This window comes from Rhizobium sp. BR 249 (genome assembly GCF_047445895.1).
In the GTDB taxonomy this organism is placed as follows: domain Bacteria; phylum Pseudomonadota; class Alphaproteobacteria; order Rhizobiales; family Rhizobiaceae; genus Rhizobium.
The window spans coordinates 151980-167593 of sequence record NZ_JARWKX010000004.1 but is presented as its reverse complement, the minus strand read 5'-3'; the positions used below and the strand labels follow the sequence as shown (position 1 = coordinate 167593).

The 15614-nt window shown below is 61.9% G+C and carries 14 protein-coding genes; 2 read left to right on the top strand and 12 right to left on the bottom strand.

Annotated features, from left to right (window positions below):
- The first annotated feature begins 175 nt into the window (after nt 1–175).
- A complete protein-coding gene (gene galU / locus QD408_RS06050) occupies nt 176–1063 on the top strand; it encodes a UTP--glucose-1-phosphate uridylyltransferase GalU (protein WP_088683175.1) in 888 nt (295 codons plus the stop codon).
- Between the two features lie 58 nt (nt 1064–1121).
- On the opposite strand, the gene QD408_RS06045 is transcribed toward galU, so the two are convergent.
- A complete protein-coding gene (locus QD408_RS06045; protein ID WP_414138666.1) occupies nt 1122–2660 on the bottom strand; it encodes an outer membrane beta-barrel protein in 1539 nt (512 codons plus the stop codon).
- A gap of 142 nt (nt 2661–2802) precedes the next feature.
- Between QD408_RS06045 and QD408_RS06040 the strand changes: the two genes are divergently transcribed.
- Entirely contained in the window at nt 2803–3798 is a 996-nt protein-coding gene (locus QD408_RS06040) for a KpsF/GutQ family sugar-phosphate isomerase (RefSeq protein WP_414138665.1), read from the top strand.
- On the opposite strand, the gene QD408_RS06035 is transcribed toward QD408_RS06040, so the two are convergent.
- From QD408_RS06035 to QD408_RS05985, 11 genes are all read right to left on the bottom strand, one after another.
- Complete coding sequence (locus tag QD408_RS06035; RefSeq protein ID WP_414138664.1) at nt 3799–4254, bottom strand: NfeD family protein; 456 nt, start codon at nt 4252–4254, stop codon at nt 3799–3801. It abuts the gene before it with no gap.
- A 3-nt stretch (nt 4255–4257) separates the two neighbouring features.
- Nucleotides 4258–5292, bottom strand: coding sequence for an SPFH domain-containing protein (locus QD408_RS06030; protein ID WP_414138663.1), 1035 nt, complete (start codon nt 5290–5292; stop codon nt 4258–4260).
- Nucleotides 5293–5438: 146 nt separating this feature from the next.
- On the bottom strand, nt 5439–6473 hold the full coding sequence (gene hemH, locus QD408_RS06025; RefSeq protein WP_414138662.1) for a ferrochelatase: 1035 nt from the start codon (nt 6471–6473) through the stop codon (nt 5439–5441).
- A 125-nt stretch (nt 6474–6598) separates the two neighbouring features.
- A complete protein-coding gene (locus QD408_RS06020; RefSeq protein WP_414138661.1) occupies nt 6599–8554 on the bottom strand; it encodes a 5'-nucleotidase C-terminal domain-containing protein in 1956 nt (651 codons plus the stop codon).
- A 276-nt stretch (nt 8555–8830) separates the two neighbouring features.
- The gene (locus QD408_RS06015; protein ID WP_088683169.1) at nt 8831–9151 is read right to left on the bottom strand and encodes a hypothetical protein; all 321 of its coding nucleotides are present in this window, start codon (nt 9149–9151) and stop codon (nt 8831–8833) included.
- 39 nt (nt 9152–9190) lie between these two features.
- Nucleotides 9191–9559, bottom strand: a complete 369-nt coding sequence (gene omp10 / locus QD408_RS06010) for an outer membrane lipoprotein Omp10 (protein WP_414138660.1) — start codon at nt 9557–9559, stop codon at nt 9191–9193.
- Between the two features lie 169 nt (nt 9560–9728).
- The gene (locus QD408_RS06005; protein WP_414138659.1) at nt 9729–11180 is read right to left on the bottom strand and encodes a homospermidine synthase; all 1452 of its coding nucleotides are present in this window, start codon (nt 11178–11180) and stop codon (nt 9729–9731) included.
- A 167-nt stretch (nt 11181–11347) separates the two neighbouring features.
- Nucleotides 11348–11632: a YciI family protein gene (locus QD408_RS06000; RefSeq protein ID WP_414138658.1), complete on the bottom strand. Its 285-nt coding sequence runs from the start codon at nt 11630–11632 to the stop codon at nt 11348–11350.
- Nucleotides 11633–11634: 2 nt separating this feature from the next.
- Nucleotides 11635–12264 carry an aminotransferase class IV family protein gene (locus QD408_RS05995; RefSeq protein ID WP_414138657.1) on the bottom strand — a complete coding sequence of 210 codons (630 nt, stop codon included), beginning with the start codon at nt 12262–12264 and terminating at the stop codon, nt 11635–11637.
- On the bottom strand, nt 12261–13448 hold the full coding sequence (locus QD408_RS05990) for an aminodeoxychorismate synthase component I (protein ID WP_414138656.1): 1188 nt from the start codon (nt 13446–13448) through the stop codon (nt 12261–12263). The genes QD408_RS05995 and QD408_RS05990 overlap by 4 nt, the downstream gene beginning before the upstream one ends.
- Nucleotides 13449–13664: 216 nt before the next feature.
- The gene (locus tag QD408_RS05985) at nt 13665–15518 is read right to left on the bottom strand and encodes a M3 family oligoendopeptidase (RefSeq protein ID WP_414138655.1); all 1854 of its coding nucleotides are present in this window, start codon (nt 15516–15518) and stop codon (nt 13665–13667) included.
- Nucleotides 15519–15614 lie beyond the last annotated feature (96 nt).

Below are 15614 nucleotides of genomic sequence, written 5' to 3'. Positions count from 1 at the left end.
CCGGTGCAGCGGGGCATAATGTCCGCCCAAACCCGAGACTACAGGAACGGAGTCAACAAATTCTTTACCATGACGGCCCGCGGCGGTCATCAGTTGCAAAACAGTAGCAATTCTATACTAGTTGAAGCTAAAAAGCTCTATTTCCAAAGCGATATGATCGAAGCAGGAGGCCGGTGTGGCTCAGCACAGCAAAGTTCGTAAAGCAGTATTTCCGGTTGCCGGATTGGGGACGCGATTCCTGCCGGCAACGAAGGCTGTTCCTAAGGAAATGTTGACCGTCGTCGACAAGCCAATCATTCAATATGTCGTCGACGAGGCGATCGAAGCAGGGATCGAGCATCTGGTCTTCGTCACCGGACGCAACAAGCACGTCATCGAAGATTATTTCGATATTCATTTCGAGCTGGAACAGACGCTGCGCGAACGCGCCAAGAAGGCTGAGATCACCCTTCTCGCCCAGCAGCTGCCGAAAGCCGGCACGGTGAGCTTCACCCGCCAGCAGGAGCCGCTCGGCCTCGGTCATGCCGTCTGGTGCGCCCGCGAGATCGTCGGCGACGAGCCCTTCGCACTGCTGCTGCCCGATATGATCATGAAGGGCGACAAGGGCTGCATGAAGGGCATGATCGACCTTTACGGCCAGAGCGGCGGCAATATCATCGCCGTCGAGGAATGCGCGCCCGACCAGGCGCATAAATACGGTATCGTCGGCGTCGGCGAAGCGATCGGCGAGGGCTTCCGCATCACCGGCATGGTGGAAAAGCCCGCCAAGGGAACGGCGCCTTCCAACTTCTTCATCAACGGCCGCTACATCCTGCAGCCGGAGATCTTCAAGATCCTCGAAACCCAGGAACGCGGCGCCGGCAACGAGATCCAGCTCACCGACGGCATGCTGAAGCTGCTGAAGGAACAGGATTTCGCCGGTTACCACTTCCGCGGCACGACCTACGACTGCGGCGCCAAGGACGGCTTCATCCTGGCGAACGTCGCCTATGCCCTCGAACGTGCCGACATCCGTCCGTCCGTCGAAGGCGGTTTCAAGGAATTGCTTGCAGGGCTGAAGTAGGGCTTCCGCTCAAGCCTATCGATGATAAACGCCGCGCCTCCCATCGGACGCGCGGCGTTTATCTTTTCAGCTTGAGGCCGACGCCGGCGCGCCATTGCTGGGAGTCGTCGCCGTCCTTGCGCGTGGTCAGCTCGTAGCCGAGCGTGCTGGTCAGATCGAGATAGCGGTTGATGTTCCAGGTCAGGCCGGTCGCCGTGGTATAAACGAGCTCGTCGTTGATGGTGCTGTCCGTGGGATAATCGCGCCATATGACGCCGCCGATCATCGTCCCGACGAGATTGTCGCGCAGCTGGTGGGTGACCGTCGTCGTCAGCGCGTGCGAGACGTAGCCGCTCTCGCCTGCCGTCGTCGAGGGCTGGATGCTCGTCTGCAGGTCGAGATTGACATCGGTGCCGCGGATCGGCGACCAGAGCAGGCTCGCATCGAGCGTGGCCGTATCGATCGAGGACAGCCGGCTGTCTTCGAAATCCGCCATCGCGTAGCCGATGCCGACTTCACCCTTCAGCTTTTCGCCGAGATCGACCTCGACGCCCGCCTTGGCGCCATAGCTGTGGCCCGAACGTTCGTAACCGGCGGAGTCGCGCGTTTCGTCATAGATCGTGCGGCCAACCGTGGCTTCGATGAAGGGGATGAGTGCGGGCGACAGCTCATAGCCGACGCGCCCGCGCAGCGTGCCGGTCGTCTGATTGCGGTCGCTCAGGGTCACGGTCGTGCCGTTTGCAAGCGTGGCGTCGGAATAGATCGAACGGCTGAGCCCCAGCGCCGTCGTGCCGCGCAGGATGCCGAAATCGCGCTGGACCGAAGCGCCGGCGGTGAACTCCTGCACGTCGGACTGCTGTGTGGCATCGGCGATGGCGTCGGGATCGTCCGTATCCTCGCGGTAGAAATTGTACCCGGCCGTCAGGTGCGCGACCGTATCGTCGGGAAGATCCAGCCGGAGATCGCCGTTGACCTTGAAAGACGGCTGCTCTTCACCCTCGCCGCTGATATTCTTCTGCCATGCGCCTTCCGAGGTGACGGTCAGCTGGTGACGTCCCCAGTCGGAAGTAAGTGTCGCGGCCGCGTCGGTTTCGAGGAAGGCGCGATGCTGCCTGGTATCGCCGTCCTTGGTGGTCTCGGTGTTGATGCTTTGGGTCACGCTCGGGCGGAGTACGAACGTGCCGATCGGAATGCCCGGCGTTTCCGCCGTCGAGGCGCTTTCGGTGGCCTTGCGGCGCGGCAGCGTCTCATCGACCAAGGCCTCGCGGGTGTTCAGCCGGCGCATGTCCTCATCAAGAATGGAGCCGGTGATGTCGTCGCCGGATTGCGCGTCCGGTATGGCGGGCCTCTGGGCATCGTCCGTGTTTGCGGCAGCGCCGTTTGCCGCCGGCGTGGTCAAGCCGTCGCTCTCGTCATCGAAACCGGCTTCGGATGCCGCGTCGGTCGTCGCGCGATTGTTCTCGGAGGACGCTGCGCGGCTGGTCGCCGACTGCAATGAGGCGGACTGCGCGAAAGCCGGCGTCTGGCCGAGAAGCAGGCCGCCGAACGCAGTAAAGCAGACGACACGGCTCATGGCGCGGAGCGGCGTCACACTGCTCGTCTGTTTTGGCTGGCCCATCAATTCGTGCCTGACATGCTTTCGGTTCTTACCCAAAGGTAAAGCCTTGTGGTTAATCATTCGTTGCCGCCGGCAGGCGCCGTTCACATTTCGGAAATGGTGCGGGGTGGACTTGGAAAGTGAAAAGGTCTAACGCATCTCCATGAACAAGAGAGCGATCAAACTCGTTGAAAACAGCGTGCTCGAATCGGCAAAACGCACGATAGAGACCGAAAAACGTGGTCTCGAGGCGCTCGAACGAGCTTTTGACGATGGGTTGGCCGGTCCTTTCACAAAGGCGGTGGAGACCATCGGCGACATCTCCGGGCGCGTGATCGTCACCGGCGTCGGCAAGAGCGGCCATATCGGCGCGAAGATCGCGGCGACGTTCGCTTCGACGGGAACGCCCGCCTTTTTCGTGCATGCGGCCGAAGCCAATCATGGCGATCTCGGCATGATCGCGCGCGATGACGTCGTCCTGGCGATTTCCAAGGGCGGTGAGAGCGCCGAGCTTAAGAGCATCATCTCCTACACGCGGCGCTTCTCCATTCCGCTGATCGCGATCACCTGCAGCGAACGTTCCTCGCTTGCTACGGCCGCCGATATCGTCCTTCTGGTGCCGAACGAGCAGGAGGCCTGCCCCAACGGCCTGGCCCCGACGACCTCGACGCTGATGCAGCTTGCGCTCGGCGACGCGCTGGCGGTGGCGCTCCTGGAGGCGCGGGGCTTTACCGCCACCGATTTCCACGTCTTCCATCCCGGCGGCAAGCTCGGTGCGAGCCTGATGCATGTCGCCGATATCATGCATACCGGCGAGAAGCTGCCGCTGGTTGCCAAGGGCACGCCGATGCCGGAGGCGATCACCGTGCTGTCGCGCAAGCATTTCGGCTGCGTCGGCGTGCTTGACGGGGATGGCCGGCTCTGCGGCATCGTCACCGAAGGCGACATGGCGCGTAACCTGACGCGCAATCTTGCCGATCTTGCCGTCGACGACATCATGACGAAGACGCCGAAGACGGTGAAGCCGACGATGCTGGCCACCGCTGCACTGGCACTGCTCAACCAGCATCACATCGGCGCGCTGATCGTCATCGACGAGGACAACCGTCCGGTCGGGCTGGTGCATTTCCACGACCTGCTGCGGATCGGCGTCGCCTGATCAGACTGGTTCGACCCGCAGGTCGCGGCCGTGACACGAGATCACCTTCACCTGTGTTCCCGCGGGCAAATCAGGCCCCATGACCTGCCATAGCGTATCGTCGAGGCGGATGCGGCCGCGGCCCTCGCGGATCGGTTCGTGCAGCGTTGCCGTGCGCCCGACGAGGCTCGCGCCGCGCTGATTGAGGAAGGGCTCGTCGGTCGCGGCATTGCGCAGCGTCAGCCGGCGGCCGGCAAAGGTGGTGGCGACAGCGAGAAGCGCAAAAAGGATCGCCTGCAGCTCCCAGGCCCAGAAGGCGCTGTCCCAGAAGAGCAGCGACAGCGCGCCGACGATCAAGGCGGCAAGGCCGATCCACACCAGGAAGAAGCCGGGCACGATCATTTCGGCGGCGAGCAGCACCAAGCCTGCGACCCACCAGCTCCACGGACCGAGTTCGGCGATGATCTTCGCCAGCATGGCTCATCGCTCCTGATCGGGATTGAAGGGATTGTTGGGAAGCGGCGGATTGATCGCCGGTGTCGAGCGGGCCGGGGCGGGGCGCGGACGCGGCGGGGGAGGCGGCGGCGGATTGCCGGCGTCACCGAAGACTTCGCGGGCGATGGCGCCGATGCCGCCGAGCGAACTCAGGATGGAAGAGGCTTCCATCGGCATCAGCACGATCTTGGAATTGGGCGCCGAACCGACCGAGGCGAGCGCTTCGGTGTATTTTTGCGCAACGAAATAGTTGATCGCCTGGACGTCGCCGGCGGCGATCGCTTCGGAAACCATCTTCGTCGCCTTGGCCTCGGCCTCTGCCAGTCGCTCGCGGGCTTCGGCGTTGCGGAAGGCGGCTTCGCGCTGGCCTTCGGCCTGCAGGATGGCGGATTGCTTGGCGCCCTCGGCCCTGAGGATCTGGGCATTGCGTGAGCCTTCCGCCTCCAGCACCTGGGCGCGCTTTTCGCGCTCGGCCTTCATCTGGCGGGCCATCGCGTCGACGAGGTCGCGCGGCGGCTGGATATCCTTGATTTCGACGCGGGTGACCTTGATGCCCCAGGGCTGCACTGCCTCGTCGACGACGCGCAGCAGCCGGTCGTTGATCGCATCGCGGTTGGAAAGCAGTTCGTCGAGATCCATCGATCCCATGACCGAGCGGATATTGGTCATGGTGAGATTGAGGATGGCATTTTCGAGGTGGGAGACCTGATAGGCGGCCTGGGCGGCATTCAGAACCTGAAAGAAGGCGACGGCATCGGCTGAAACCGAGGCATTGTCCTTGGTGATCACTTCCTGGGTCGGCACATTCAGCACCTGCTCCATTACGTTCATCCGCGCGCCGACACGCTCGATGAAAGGGGTGATGAGGTTGAGGCCCGGCTCCAGCGTGCGGGTATAGCGGCCGAAGCGCTCGATGGTGTAGCGATAGCCCTGCGGCACGGTCTTGATCCCGGCAAAAAGCACGAGGATGACGAAGATGACGAGCACGATCACGACGATGTCGAAGCCGCCGAACAGCATGAAAAATTCCTCCCATCGGCGCATGCGCAAGCGCCTCACAACTGATGTGGTGAGTTAGCATGTTCTTTGCGAGGAAGAAATGACACGCGAATGCACGGCCTCCCGGTGAAAGGAGGCTCGTCTCGGCAAGGTCCTTGGACCTATTCTCAGGCCCAGCCCTGCAATTCGCGGCGAACGACCTTTTCCAGCACCTTCATGCCGTCCTCGCCGTCGTTGAGGCAGGGAATATGCGTGAACTTGTCGCCGCCATTCTCATGGAAGGAGTGGGCGGCCTGTTCGGCGATCTCTTCCAGCGTTTCCAGACAGTCGGAGACGAAGCCGGGATTGATGACGGCGATGCGCTTGACGCCGTCCTGGGCGAGCTTCTCCACCGTCTTGTCGGTATAGGGCTGCAACCATTCCTCCGGCCCGAAGCGGGACTGGAAGGTGACCATGAAATTTTCCTTGGTCAGCCCGAGCCGTTCGCGCAGCAGCCGGCCGGTCTTCTGGCATTGGCAGTAATAGGGATCGCCCTTTTTGAAATAGGACATCGGAATGCCGTGGAAGGAAGCAAGCAGCATTTCCGGCTTCCAGTCCAGCGTCGAAAGGTGCTTTTCGACGGATTGGGCGAGTGCCTCGATATAGGTCTCGTCGTCATGATAGTCGGGCACGGTGCGCAGCGCCGGCTGCCAGCGCATGGTGAGCAGCTTCTGGAAGGCCTTGTCGTTGACGGTCGCGGTCGTCGCCGCCGCATATTGCGGATAGAGCGGGAAGAGCACGATACGGTCGCAACCGTCCTCCTTCAGCGCCTCGATGCGCGAGGCGATCGATGGCGTGCCGTAACGCATCGCCCAGTCGACCTTGACATTGGCAAGATCCTTGAGGCGCTCGGCCATTAGATCCGACTGGTTGCGCGTATAGGTGCGGAGATAACTTTCGTTCTTCTCCTTGTTCCAGATCAGCTCATAAGCCTTGCCGACCTTCTGCGGGCGCCTGTTGAGTACCACGCCGAAGAGGATCGGATACCACTTCCAGGGCGACCATTCGATGACACGGCGATCGGTCAGGAATTCCCTGAGATAGCGGCGCATCGAGATGTAATCGGTGCCGTCGGGTGTGCCGAGATTAACCAGCAGGACGCCGACCTTGCCTGATTTGACGGCCGGATGGTCCGCCGGGCGGAGTGAAATATCTGCGGTCATTCTGGCCCCAACGCTCTTTTTATCTCGTTGGCTCATACGCAGCCGCGAGATCACGGTTCACCCTATAGAAAGAAAAGCCGGCCCGGGAAAGCCCGGACCGGCCACGACAATCGGGACAAATCGTCTTACTTGGCAGGAACCTCGATCTCCTTGCCGACCGTCAGGTGACGTGGGTTCGGCTTGCCGTTGGCCTCCGAAAGCTTCCGCCACAACGTACCATCGCCATAGAAGGTGACGGCGAGATCCCAGAAGGTGTCGCCCGCCGCGATGACGTGGGTGGAGGGCGTCGTTGCGGCGGGTGCGGAGGCTGCCGGAGCCGGTTCCGTAGCAGGCGCGGGAGTTGCCGGGGCCGGCTCGGTGGCCGGGGCGGGTGCCGCCGGCGCCGCAGGGGCAGGAGCGGGCTCGGTGGCCGGCGCAGGTGCTGCCGGCGCGGGAGCAGGAGCCGCCGGTTCGGCAGCGGGCGCCTGTGCCACAGTCGCGCCGGTTTCGGTGACGCGGCCATCGGTATAGGGCTTATAAGGCGAATGAGCGGCCAGATATCCGGCGGTCACGTCGGCAAGGTCCGGGCCGTAATCATAGGCGTTCTTGCCGTCCTTGAAGATAGAATAGCCATCGCCGCCTGATCGCATGAAGTTGTTGGTAGCGACTTTGTAGGACTTGGCCGGGTCGATCGGCGCGAAGTTGTCGCCCTCCTTCACCTGGACATCGCTGACGCGGCTGCCGACAGGCTTCGATTGGTCGAACGAGAACTTCAGGCCGGCGACCTGCGGGAAGCGTCCGGCGCCCTGATCGATCTGACTCACGCCGTTTTCGAGCGCCTTGACGACATCGGCACCGGTCGTTTCAAAAGTGGCGAGGGTGTTCTGGAAAGGCAGGACGGTGATGACCTCGCCCTGGGTGACGTCGCCGCCGTCGATCGAGGCGCGCAGGCCGCCGCCGTTCTGGAAGGCGATGGTGACGCCCTGGTTCTTCGTGCGGTCGAGCATGGCGTCGGCCACCAGATTGCCCATCGAGCATTCCTTGACGCGGCAGACCTTGCGGTCGCCCTCGATCGGGCCTTCGGAGGAGCCGATCACCTTCTTGCGCAGTTCCTCGATCGGCTTTGCCAGTTCGGCAACGCGGGTGACGACGGCAGGATCAGGTGTGAAGGAAGAGTCGACCAGGATCGGATCGCCCTTGGCGTCCTTGACGACGCCGTTATCGTCGAAATTGACGACGAGATCGCCGAGATATTTGCTGTAGGAGGCGGCCTGGACGACCGGCACCTTGTAGCCGCCGGGGTTGTCGACCATCGTCGGATACGGGCCTTCGGCCTTCGGATCGGTATTCGAGAGCAGGCTATGCGAATGGCCGCCCACGACGACATCGACGTCTGGGATCTTGGCGATCACGGCGAGGTCGCGGGGGTAGCCGACATGGGTCAGCGCGATGATCTTGTTGACACCCTGGCCCTTCAGCTCCTGAACGGCTGATGTAATGGTCTCAACGTCGTCGGCGATCGTGACGTTCGGGCCGGGTGAGGAAAGCTCGGGCGTATCGTTGGTGACAGCGCCGACGATGCCGATCTTCTGGCCGCCGACATCGAGCACCAGCGAGGGCTTGATGCGGTCGCCGAGCTTGGAGGCGGCTGCCGCCTTGACGTTCGCCGTCACGACAGGGAATTGCACCTTGTCGAGGAAGGTCGCGAGCCCGTCCTCGCTGTCGTCGAATTCATGGTTGCCGACGGTCATGGCGTCGAACTTCATCATGTTCAGGAATTCGGCTTCGGCCGCGCCCTTGTAGGTCGTGTAAAACAGCGAGCCCTGGAAATTGTCGCCGGCGTTCAGCAGGAGAACGTTCTTGCCCGACAGAGCTTGGCGGCGCTGGTCGATCGCGGTCTTCAGGCGGGCCGCGCCGCCGAAGCATTCCTTCTTGCCTTCCTCTTCGGCCGAGCAGGTGGAGTCGAACTTGTTGATCGATTCGATGCGTGAATGGAAATCGTTGATATGAAGAATATTGAGTTCGTAATCCGCAAAGGCGGCACCCGCGCTCAGCGCCAGCATGGACGCGGTCAAAAGACCGAAGCTGAAAGACTTCGTCATCCCTGTTCTCCTGATTGAGGCGAGAGATTCCCCGATCCTCGCCGATCCCTTCCATAGTCCGCCGGGTCGGTTTCCCGGCGCGCAGATGTTCCACGAGACGATGCGCGACCGCAAGGGAAAGCTGGATCAGAAGGGATTCTTTCCAAGAGGCGGCAGACAAAAAAGCCGGGTGACTAAAGCGCGTCGCGATCTTTCAGATTCGCTCTTCGCGCTTTAGGTCTTTGTTTTATGCATGTCGTTCACGCAAAACCGCTGCACACTTTTGCGCGACATGCTCTAGCCCAAGCATTCGCCGTCGACGGCGTTTCGGTAGAGTTCGCGCGCAGCTTCCGCAATGTTGGGAAGAGTGGCCAGTGCGACGAGCAGGCAGAGAAGGGAAAGGATGCGGTGAAAGCGTCTACCGCTCCGGTAGGCAAGGAATGCGCCGGCGCCGTAGATCAAGAGGGCCGGCAGGGCGAAGATCAAAACCTGCAGCGGCCCGTCGCAATCGGGGGCGGCGATGCCCTGGGCGCGGTAGACATTGGCCGGCAGGACGACGGCAAGTGCCGCAAGCGGCAGTGCGAGCAGCAGGACGAGGTAACCGGCGAAGGCTCGCATGGTGCTTATCCCCACAAGCCTATCGCCCATCCGTCCTTGTCAGCCGCGGCGGGAAAGCGTGAACTGCGCGCCGGAATCCGAGGTGCAATTCAGCTGGCTCGGATTGACGAGGGCGCAATTGACCTTGGACTGGGTCTTGCGCACCAGCGAGGTCATGTTGATCTCGACCAGCGTCGGCGAGGTGTTGATATAGGTGCCGGAGGCGAGCAACTGGTTGCTGTCGGTGGTGCGGGTGGTGAACGTACCGCCCTGGAAGGTGGAAACGATACCGTTCGGATCGCTCCAGCTGCCTTCGACGCCGGTGGGCGCGGGCGTGTTTGCAACCGGCAGGGGGCGCGGTCCTGATGAAACGCAGGCGGCAAGCGCGGCTGCTGCACCGACAAGAACGAGACCAGTTTTGATTTTCATAAGGCTTCTCCCGGCGAATCGACGCGGCGGACCCCGCTGTAGTTCGGGCAAAACATGGCGTGCACCCGCCAGGATGGCAAGCCTTGGAAGGCGGCGGGCAGAATTTATACAGCCGGCGTTACAAAAATGCCCGCCTTGCGGCGGGCATCTTCAAGTTGCACTGACGATCTCAGCGAACGAGAATGTTCCTGAACTGCCAGGGATCCTTGGTGTCGATATCCTCGGGGAAGAGACCGGGACGGCCGTCGAGCGGGGTCCAGTCGGTATAGTGGCCTTCGACCGGGCCGAGATAGGGCATCTGCACTTCGAGGCAGCGCTTGTAATCGATCTCGTCGGCTTCGACGATGCCGGCCTTCGGGTTCTCGAGCGCCCAGACCATGCCGGCGAGAACGGCTGACGTGACCTGCAGGCCGGTGGCGTTCTGATAGGGCGCGATGCGGCGGGTTTCTTCCAGCGACAGGCGCGAACCATACCAATAGGCGTTCTTCTCATGGCCGTAGAGCAGCACGCCGAGTTCGTCGATGCCGTCCTCCAGTTCGTCCTCGTCGAGAACGTGATGAACCGGCTGCGGCGTGCCGCCGTTGCCGAACATCTCATGCAGCGAGAGCACGGCGTCGTTGGCCGGATGATAGGCATAATGGCAGGTCGGGCGGAAGGTTACTTCGCCGTCCTTGTCGCGGACCGTGAAGTAGTCGGCGATCGAGATCGACTCGTTGTGGGTGACGAGGAAGCCGTATTGCGGGCCAGGGGTCGGGCACCAGGTACGCACGCGAGTGTTGGCGCCGGGCTGCTCCAGATAGATGGCGGCCTTGTTGCTCTTCTTGTGCTTCTTGGCGTTCTTCGGCATCCACTGCTCATGCGTGCCCCAGCCGAGTTCGGCCGGCTGCATGCCTTCGGAGATGAAGCCTTCGACGGACCAGGTGTTCCAGAAGACGTTGAGCGGCTTCGGGTGCTTGGTGCGCTGGGTGTCGCGCTCGGCGATGTGGACGCCCTTGACGCCGAGCTTCTTCATGAGCTTGGCCCAGCCTTCACGGTCATGCTGGTCAGGCTCGTCGAACTTCAGGCCGGTGTCGTTGGCGAGGTTGACGAGCGCCTGCTTGACGAACCAGGAAACCATGCCCGGATTGGCGCCGCAGGTGGAAACGGCCGTGGCGCCGCCCGGATTCTTCGCCTTTTCCTTGCGCACGGTTTCGCGCAGCGCATAGTTGGTGCGGTCGGCATTGCTCATGCCCTTGTCGAAATAGAAGCCGAGCCAGGGTTCGACGACGGTGTCGACATAGAGCACGTCATGCTTGCGGCAGAGCTTGATGAGGTCGAGCGAGGAGGTGTCGACCGAGAGGTTGACGCAGAAACCCTGGCCTTCGCCTTCCGTCAGCAGCGGCTTCAGCAGTTCCTTGTAATTGTCCTTGGTGACATATTCCTTGATATGGCGGACGCCGTGCTTCTTCAGGATCTCCATGTCGGAGGGCTCTTCGCGCGGGTCGATAACGACCATCCGGCTCTTGTCGAATTTGAAGTGGCGCTCGATCAGGGGCAGGGTGCCGCGGCCGATGGAGCCAAAGCCGATCATCACGATCGGACCGGTAATTTCGGCGTATACCGGATAGTTCTGTTCCGTCATTCTTTTCTCCTGTGGAAGGCGACGAAGGCGGGAAGCCCGAAGAATTCTTGTGAGATTGCCGCAGAAATTGCGAAGTGACCGGCTCTAACCACAAAACGGCGTCACAATAAAGAGCGTTGACGGGGAAAGGGCAAATATCGGGCGCGGCGAGATCATCTGACCGAAAATCAGCGCTTCAGGATTTCCAGTCCTTCAACCGTCGTCGTTATCGCAAGTTCGGTGATGTCGTATACGGCAACGCCGTGGATAGTGAAGGGATCGGCGGCGACATAGGCTTCGATCGCGGCGCGGTCGCCGATGGCGAGGATCGCGCCGCCGGTGCGCGGCACCTTGCGGCCGGAGGCGAGGAACCAGCCTTTGGCGTAACCCTCCTTCACCCAGGCCATGTGCGGCTCCATGTGCCTATCGGCTTCATCGTTGGATTTTACGTAGGTGAGGGAGAGAATGAACATGGTCAATTCCTGAGGAGGTTTGCGCGGATCAGTCCGCGCAGCGAGTTACCGACATAGAGCGTGCCGGCATCGAGATCGGCAAGTGTCAGACGACCGACGCGGGCCTTGCGCCCGCAGATGAGTTCGGTGCGCAGCACACCGGCGAGCAGGCCGCATGAAATCGGCGGGGTGCGCAGGATGCCGGTTCCGTCGTCCAGGAAGACGGAGGTGATGGTGCCTTCGCAGACTTCGCCGCGCTCGTTCAAAAGGATGACTTCATCGGCCTCCGCAGGTGCATATTCGGCACGGGCGGTCTCGTAGACGGCGCGGCGCGTGGTCTTGACGTGCAGCAGCCTGTCGGCGGAGTCGAGACGGGTCTTGGCGATGCGAACGCTCCAGACGGTCTCCGGGGCCAGCGGGACAAAGGGCGCGCTCGTTACTTCGATTTTGCCTTGCGGATCGAAGGTCAGGCGGATGCGCAATGGGCCTGTGGCCTCCGCGACGGCTTCATCGAGCTTTGCCGCCGCGCCGACCGGTTTCGGGAAGCTGAGGCGACGGGCGGAGCGGGAGAGCCGGGCGAGGTGCAGGCGCCGGCGGATGAAGCCATCGCCGGGCTGCCAGCGCAGCGTCTCGATCAGCGAGAAATCGGTCATCGCGCGATCCATTGGTCGCCGATGGCGAAGCGGGCCTTGAGCAGGCATTCCTCATATTCGGCCTCGGCAGTGGAATCGAAGACGATGCCGCCGCCGACATTGAAGACTGCTTTCCCATCATCGAAAAGCGTGACGGTGCGGATGGCGACGGAAAAACGCATGGCGCCGCTGGGCGAGATCATGCCGATCGCGCCGCAATAGGCGTCGCGCGGGGTATCTTCGAGCGCGTGGAGAATTTCCATCGCCCGGATCTTCGGGGCGCCGGTGATCGACCCGCAGGGGAAGAGGGCTGCAAAGATATCGCGGATCGAAAGGCCGGGACGCAGCCTTGCCTGGACATGGCTCACCATCTGGTGGACGGTCGGATAGGTCTCGACGTCGAAGAGTTTCGGCACGTCGAGCGTGCCGACCTCGGTGATGCGGGAGATGTCGTTGCGCAGCAGGTCGACGATCATGCGGTTTTCCGCCTGCGTCTTGATATCGGCCCGCATGGCCGCGATGATTTCGGCATCTTCGGCGGGGCTGGCGCCGCGTTTTGCCGTACCCTTCATCGGATGGGTCTCGATCCAGCCCTCTTCGTCGGTGCGGAAGAAGAGTTCGGGCGAACGCGACAGGATGACCGGGCCGCCGAGATCGACCAGTGCGCCGTATTTGACCGGTTGGCGTTCGATCAGCGACCAGAAGGCGGCACGGGGATCGCCGGTCCAGCGGGCTTCGACCGGCATGGTAAGGTTCGCTTGATAGGCGTCGCCGAGCCGCAGGTGCTCGTGAAGGCGGTCGAAACGCTCTTTATATATAGGGAAATCCCATCCGGCTTTCGGGGCGGTCAGGAACTCCTCATTTTCGAGACGCTGTTTCGGCTGGGCGAGCGGGTGCGTGTCCGGCTGCGGCGCGTCGAAGGCGCCGAAACAGAGGAGCGGCGTTTCGCGGCCCTCTCCGGCAAAGGACGCGAGTTTTTCCTCGAAGAGATATCCGGCCTCGTAGGCCATGTAGCCGGCAAGCCATTTGCCCTCGAACCTGGCTTCTTCCAAGCGGGCGAGGCCGGCGAAGAATTCGCTGCGTGTCCTGGCAATGATGATCTCAGCCGGCTCGGCGAAAAGCATCACCTGGCCTGAAGTGTCGTCGCGGAAGAGAATATAGGGTTTGTCAGTCACGCAACGCTTTCGGTTTTTTCTGCTCCTCATCACTCAAGATGCGATTGGGAGGGCGAGGTATTTTTCTCTTCTCCCCACGGGGGAGAAGATGCCCGAAGGGCAGATGAGGGGGAGGAACGAAGCGACGTCCTGAGCATATGCGAAGGACAGGTTCTGCTATGTCGCCCCCTCATCCGCCTGCCGGCACCTTCTCCCCTGTGGGGAGAAGGGACTTGTTGCCGCCTTCCCGCTCCTGGCGACGAGAATTCACGCTTTATCTAACGCTTCCAGCTCATCGATCAGCCCTTCGATCATCGACAGGCCCTGGCTCCAGAACGACGGATTGGTGGCGTCGAGGCCGAAAGGCTTCAGGAGTTCCGAGTGATGCTTGGTGCCGCCGGCCTTCAAGAGCTCGAAATACTTTTCCTGAAAGTCCTTCTCGGCCTTCTGGTAGACGGCGTAGAGCGAATTCACCAGGCAATCGCCAAAGGCATAGGCGTAGACATAGAAGGGTGAATGGATGAAGTGGGGGATATAGGCCCAATAGGTCTCGTAGCCCTCGGAAATGTTGATCGCAGGCCCGAGGCTTTCCGACTGGACGGAGAGCCAGAGCTCGCCAATGTCGTCGGCGGTGAGTTCGCCTGCCTTGCGGGCGGTGTGCAGCTTGCGCTCGAATTCATAGAAGGCGATCTGGCGCACGACCGTATTGATCATGTCCTCGACCTTTTGGGCGAGCATCGCCTTGCGCTCGCGCTTGTCGGTGGTCTCTTCCAGGAGCGCGCGGAAGGTCAGCATCTCGCCGAAGACCGATGCGGTTTCGGCAAGCGTCAGCGGCGTCTGGCACATCAGCGCACCCTGCGCGCCGGCGAGAACCTGGTGCACGCCATGGCCGAGCTCATGGGCAAGCGTCATCACGTCGCGCGGCTTGCCCATGTAATTGACGAGCACATAGGGATGGGCAGAGGGAACCGTCGGATGGGCGAAGGCGCCGGGCGCCTTGCCGGGGCGGACCGGAGCGTCGATCCACTGTTCGTCGAAGAAGCGCCTGGCGATATCGGCCATCTCGGGGGCGAAGTTGCCGTAGGCCGAAAGCACCGTTTCCCTTGCTTCGGGCCAGGAGATGATGGCGCTCGAGGTTTCCGGAAGCGGCGCGTTGCGGTCCCAGAAATTCATCTGCTCCATGCCGAGCCATTTCGCCTTCATTTTATAATAGCGGTGCGAAAGGCGGGGATAGGCTTCGCGCACGGCCGCAGCCAGCGCATCGACAACCTCGCGCTCGACGCGGTTGGCCAGATGCCTGGAGTCGGCGATGTCCTCGAACCCGCGCCAGCGGTCGGCGATATCCTTGTCCTTGGCAAGCGTGTTGGTGATCAGCGTGAAGATGCGGATATTCGCCTTGAAGGTTTCGGCAAGCGCCATGGCCGCCTTGCGCCGCGCTTCCGGATCCTTCTCCTGCAGCATGTTCAACGCCACTTCGAGCGGCACTTTGTTGCCATCGATCTCATAGCGCAGTTCCGCCATGGTTTCGTCGAACAGGCGGTTGAAGGCGGCGGCCGACGTCATCGACTTTTCGAGGAAGAGCTGTTCCAGCCTGTCGTCGAGCTGGTAGGGCTTGTCTTTCCTAAGGTCGATGAGCCAGGGACGGTAATGGCCGGCATCGGGATCGTTCGCCATGCTGGCGTCGATCACCGCATCGTCGATGCGGTTCAGTTCCAGCGCGAAGAACAGCAGATGACCTGAGAATTCGGTAATCTTGGCCTGCACGTCGCCATAAAGCTTGCCATTGGCCGGATTGGTGGTGTCGGAGAAATAGGTGAGGCCGGCAAAGGAGCCGAGGCGGCCCATGAGATCGTCGAGCGCCTCATATTCCTGCAGCGCCGCGCCGATGCCTTCGCCGCCGGTCTTGGCCGCCGCTTCGGCCAGCTTGCCCTTCCACTTCTCTTCAAAGGCGATCGCAGCCTTGCCGGCTTTTTCCATGTCGGCGACGAAAGCGGTTGACGTGGCGGAGGGATAGAGATCCTGCAGCTTCCAGACCGGCAGATCGCCGAGCGCGGGATCGGCGGCCCCACCCGGCGCTGCTGCCGACAAGAGAAGGCGTGCGTGCGGGAGCTTGATTTTCATGGGCGCAATTCCTCTCCACTTTATAACAGGTTTGCTTGTCTAGCGCATCGGCCCGAAAATCGGAATCGATTTTCGGAAAGTGCGACGCGAAGGTTC

Excerpts from the sequence above, each read along its gene's own strand:
- QD408_RS06045 (WP_414138666.1), bottom strand. The coding sequence starts at position 2,660 with ATGGGCCAGCCAAAACAGACGAGCAGTGTGACGCCGCTCCGCGCCATG.
- QD408_RS06040 (WP_414138665.1), top strand. The coding sequence starts at position 2,803 with ATGAACAAGAGAGCGATCAAACTCGTTGAAAACAGCGTGCTCGAATCG.
- QD408_RS06035 (WP_414138664.1), bottom strand. The coding sequence starts at position 4,254 with ATGCTGGCGAAGATCATCGCCGAACTCGGTCCGTGGAGCTGGTGGGTC.
- QD408_RS06030 (WP_414138663.1), bottom strand. The coding sequence starts at position 5,292 with ATGCTGTTCGGCGGCTTCGACATCGTCGTGATCGTGCTCGTCATCTTC.
- hemH (WP_414138662.1), bottom strand. The coding sequence starts at position 6,473 with ATGACCGCAGATATTTCACTCCGCCCGGCGGACCATCCGGCCGTCAAA.
- QD408_RS06020 (WP_414138661.1), bottom strand. The coding sequence starts at position 8,554 with ATGACGAAGTCTTTCAGCTTCGGTCTTTTGACCGCGTCCATGCTGGCG.
- QD408_RS06015 (WP_088683169.1), bottom strand. The coding sequence starts at position 9,151 with ATGCGAGCCTTCGCCGGTTACCTCGTCCTGCTGCTCGCACTGCCGCTT.
- omp10 (WP_414138660.1), bottom strand. The coding sequence starts at position 9,559 with ATGAAAATCAAAACTGGTCTCGTTCTTGTCGGTGCAGCAGCCGCGCTT.
- QD408_RS06005 (WP_414138659.1), bottom strand. The coding sequence starts at position 11,180 with ATGACGGAACAGAACTATCCGGTATACGCCGAAATTACCGGTCCGATC.
- QD408_RS06000 (WP_414138658.1), bottom strand. The coding sequence starts at position 11,632 with ATGTTCATTCTCTCCCTCACCTACGTAAAATCCAACGATGAAGCCGAT.
- QD408_RS05995 (WP_414138657.1), bottom strand. The coding sequence starts at position 12,264 with ATGACCGATTTCTCGCTGATCGAGACGCTGCGCTGGCAGCCCGGCGAT.
- QD408_RS05990 (WP_414138656.1), bottom strand. The coding sequence starts at position 13,448 with ATGAGGAGCAGAAAAAACCGAAAGCGTTGCGTGACTGACAAACCCTAT.
- QD408_RS05985 (WP_414138655.1), bottom strand. The coding sequence starts at position 15,518 with ATGAAAATCAAGCTCCCGCACGCACGCCTTCTCTTGTCGGCAGCAGCG.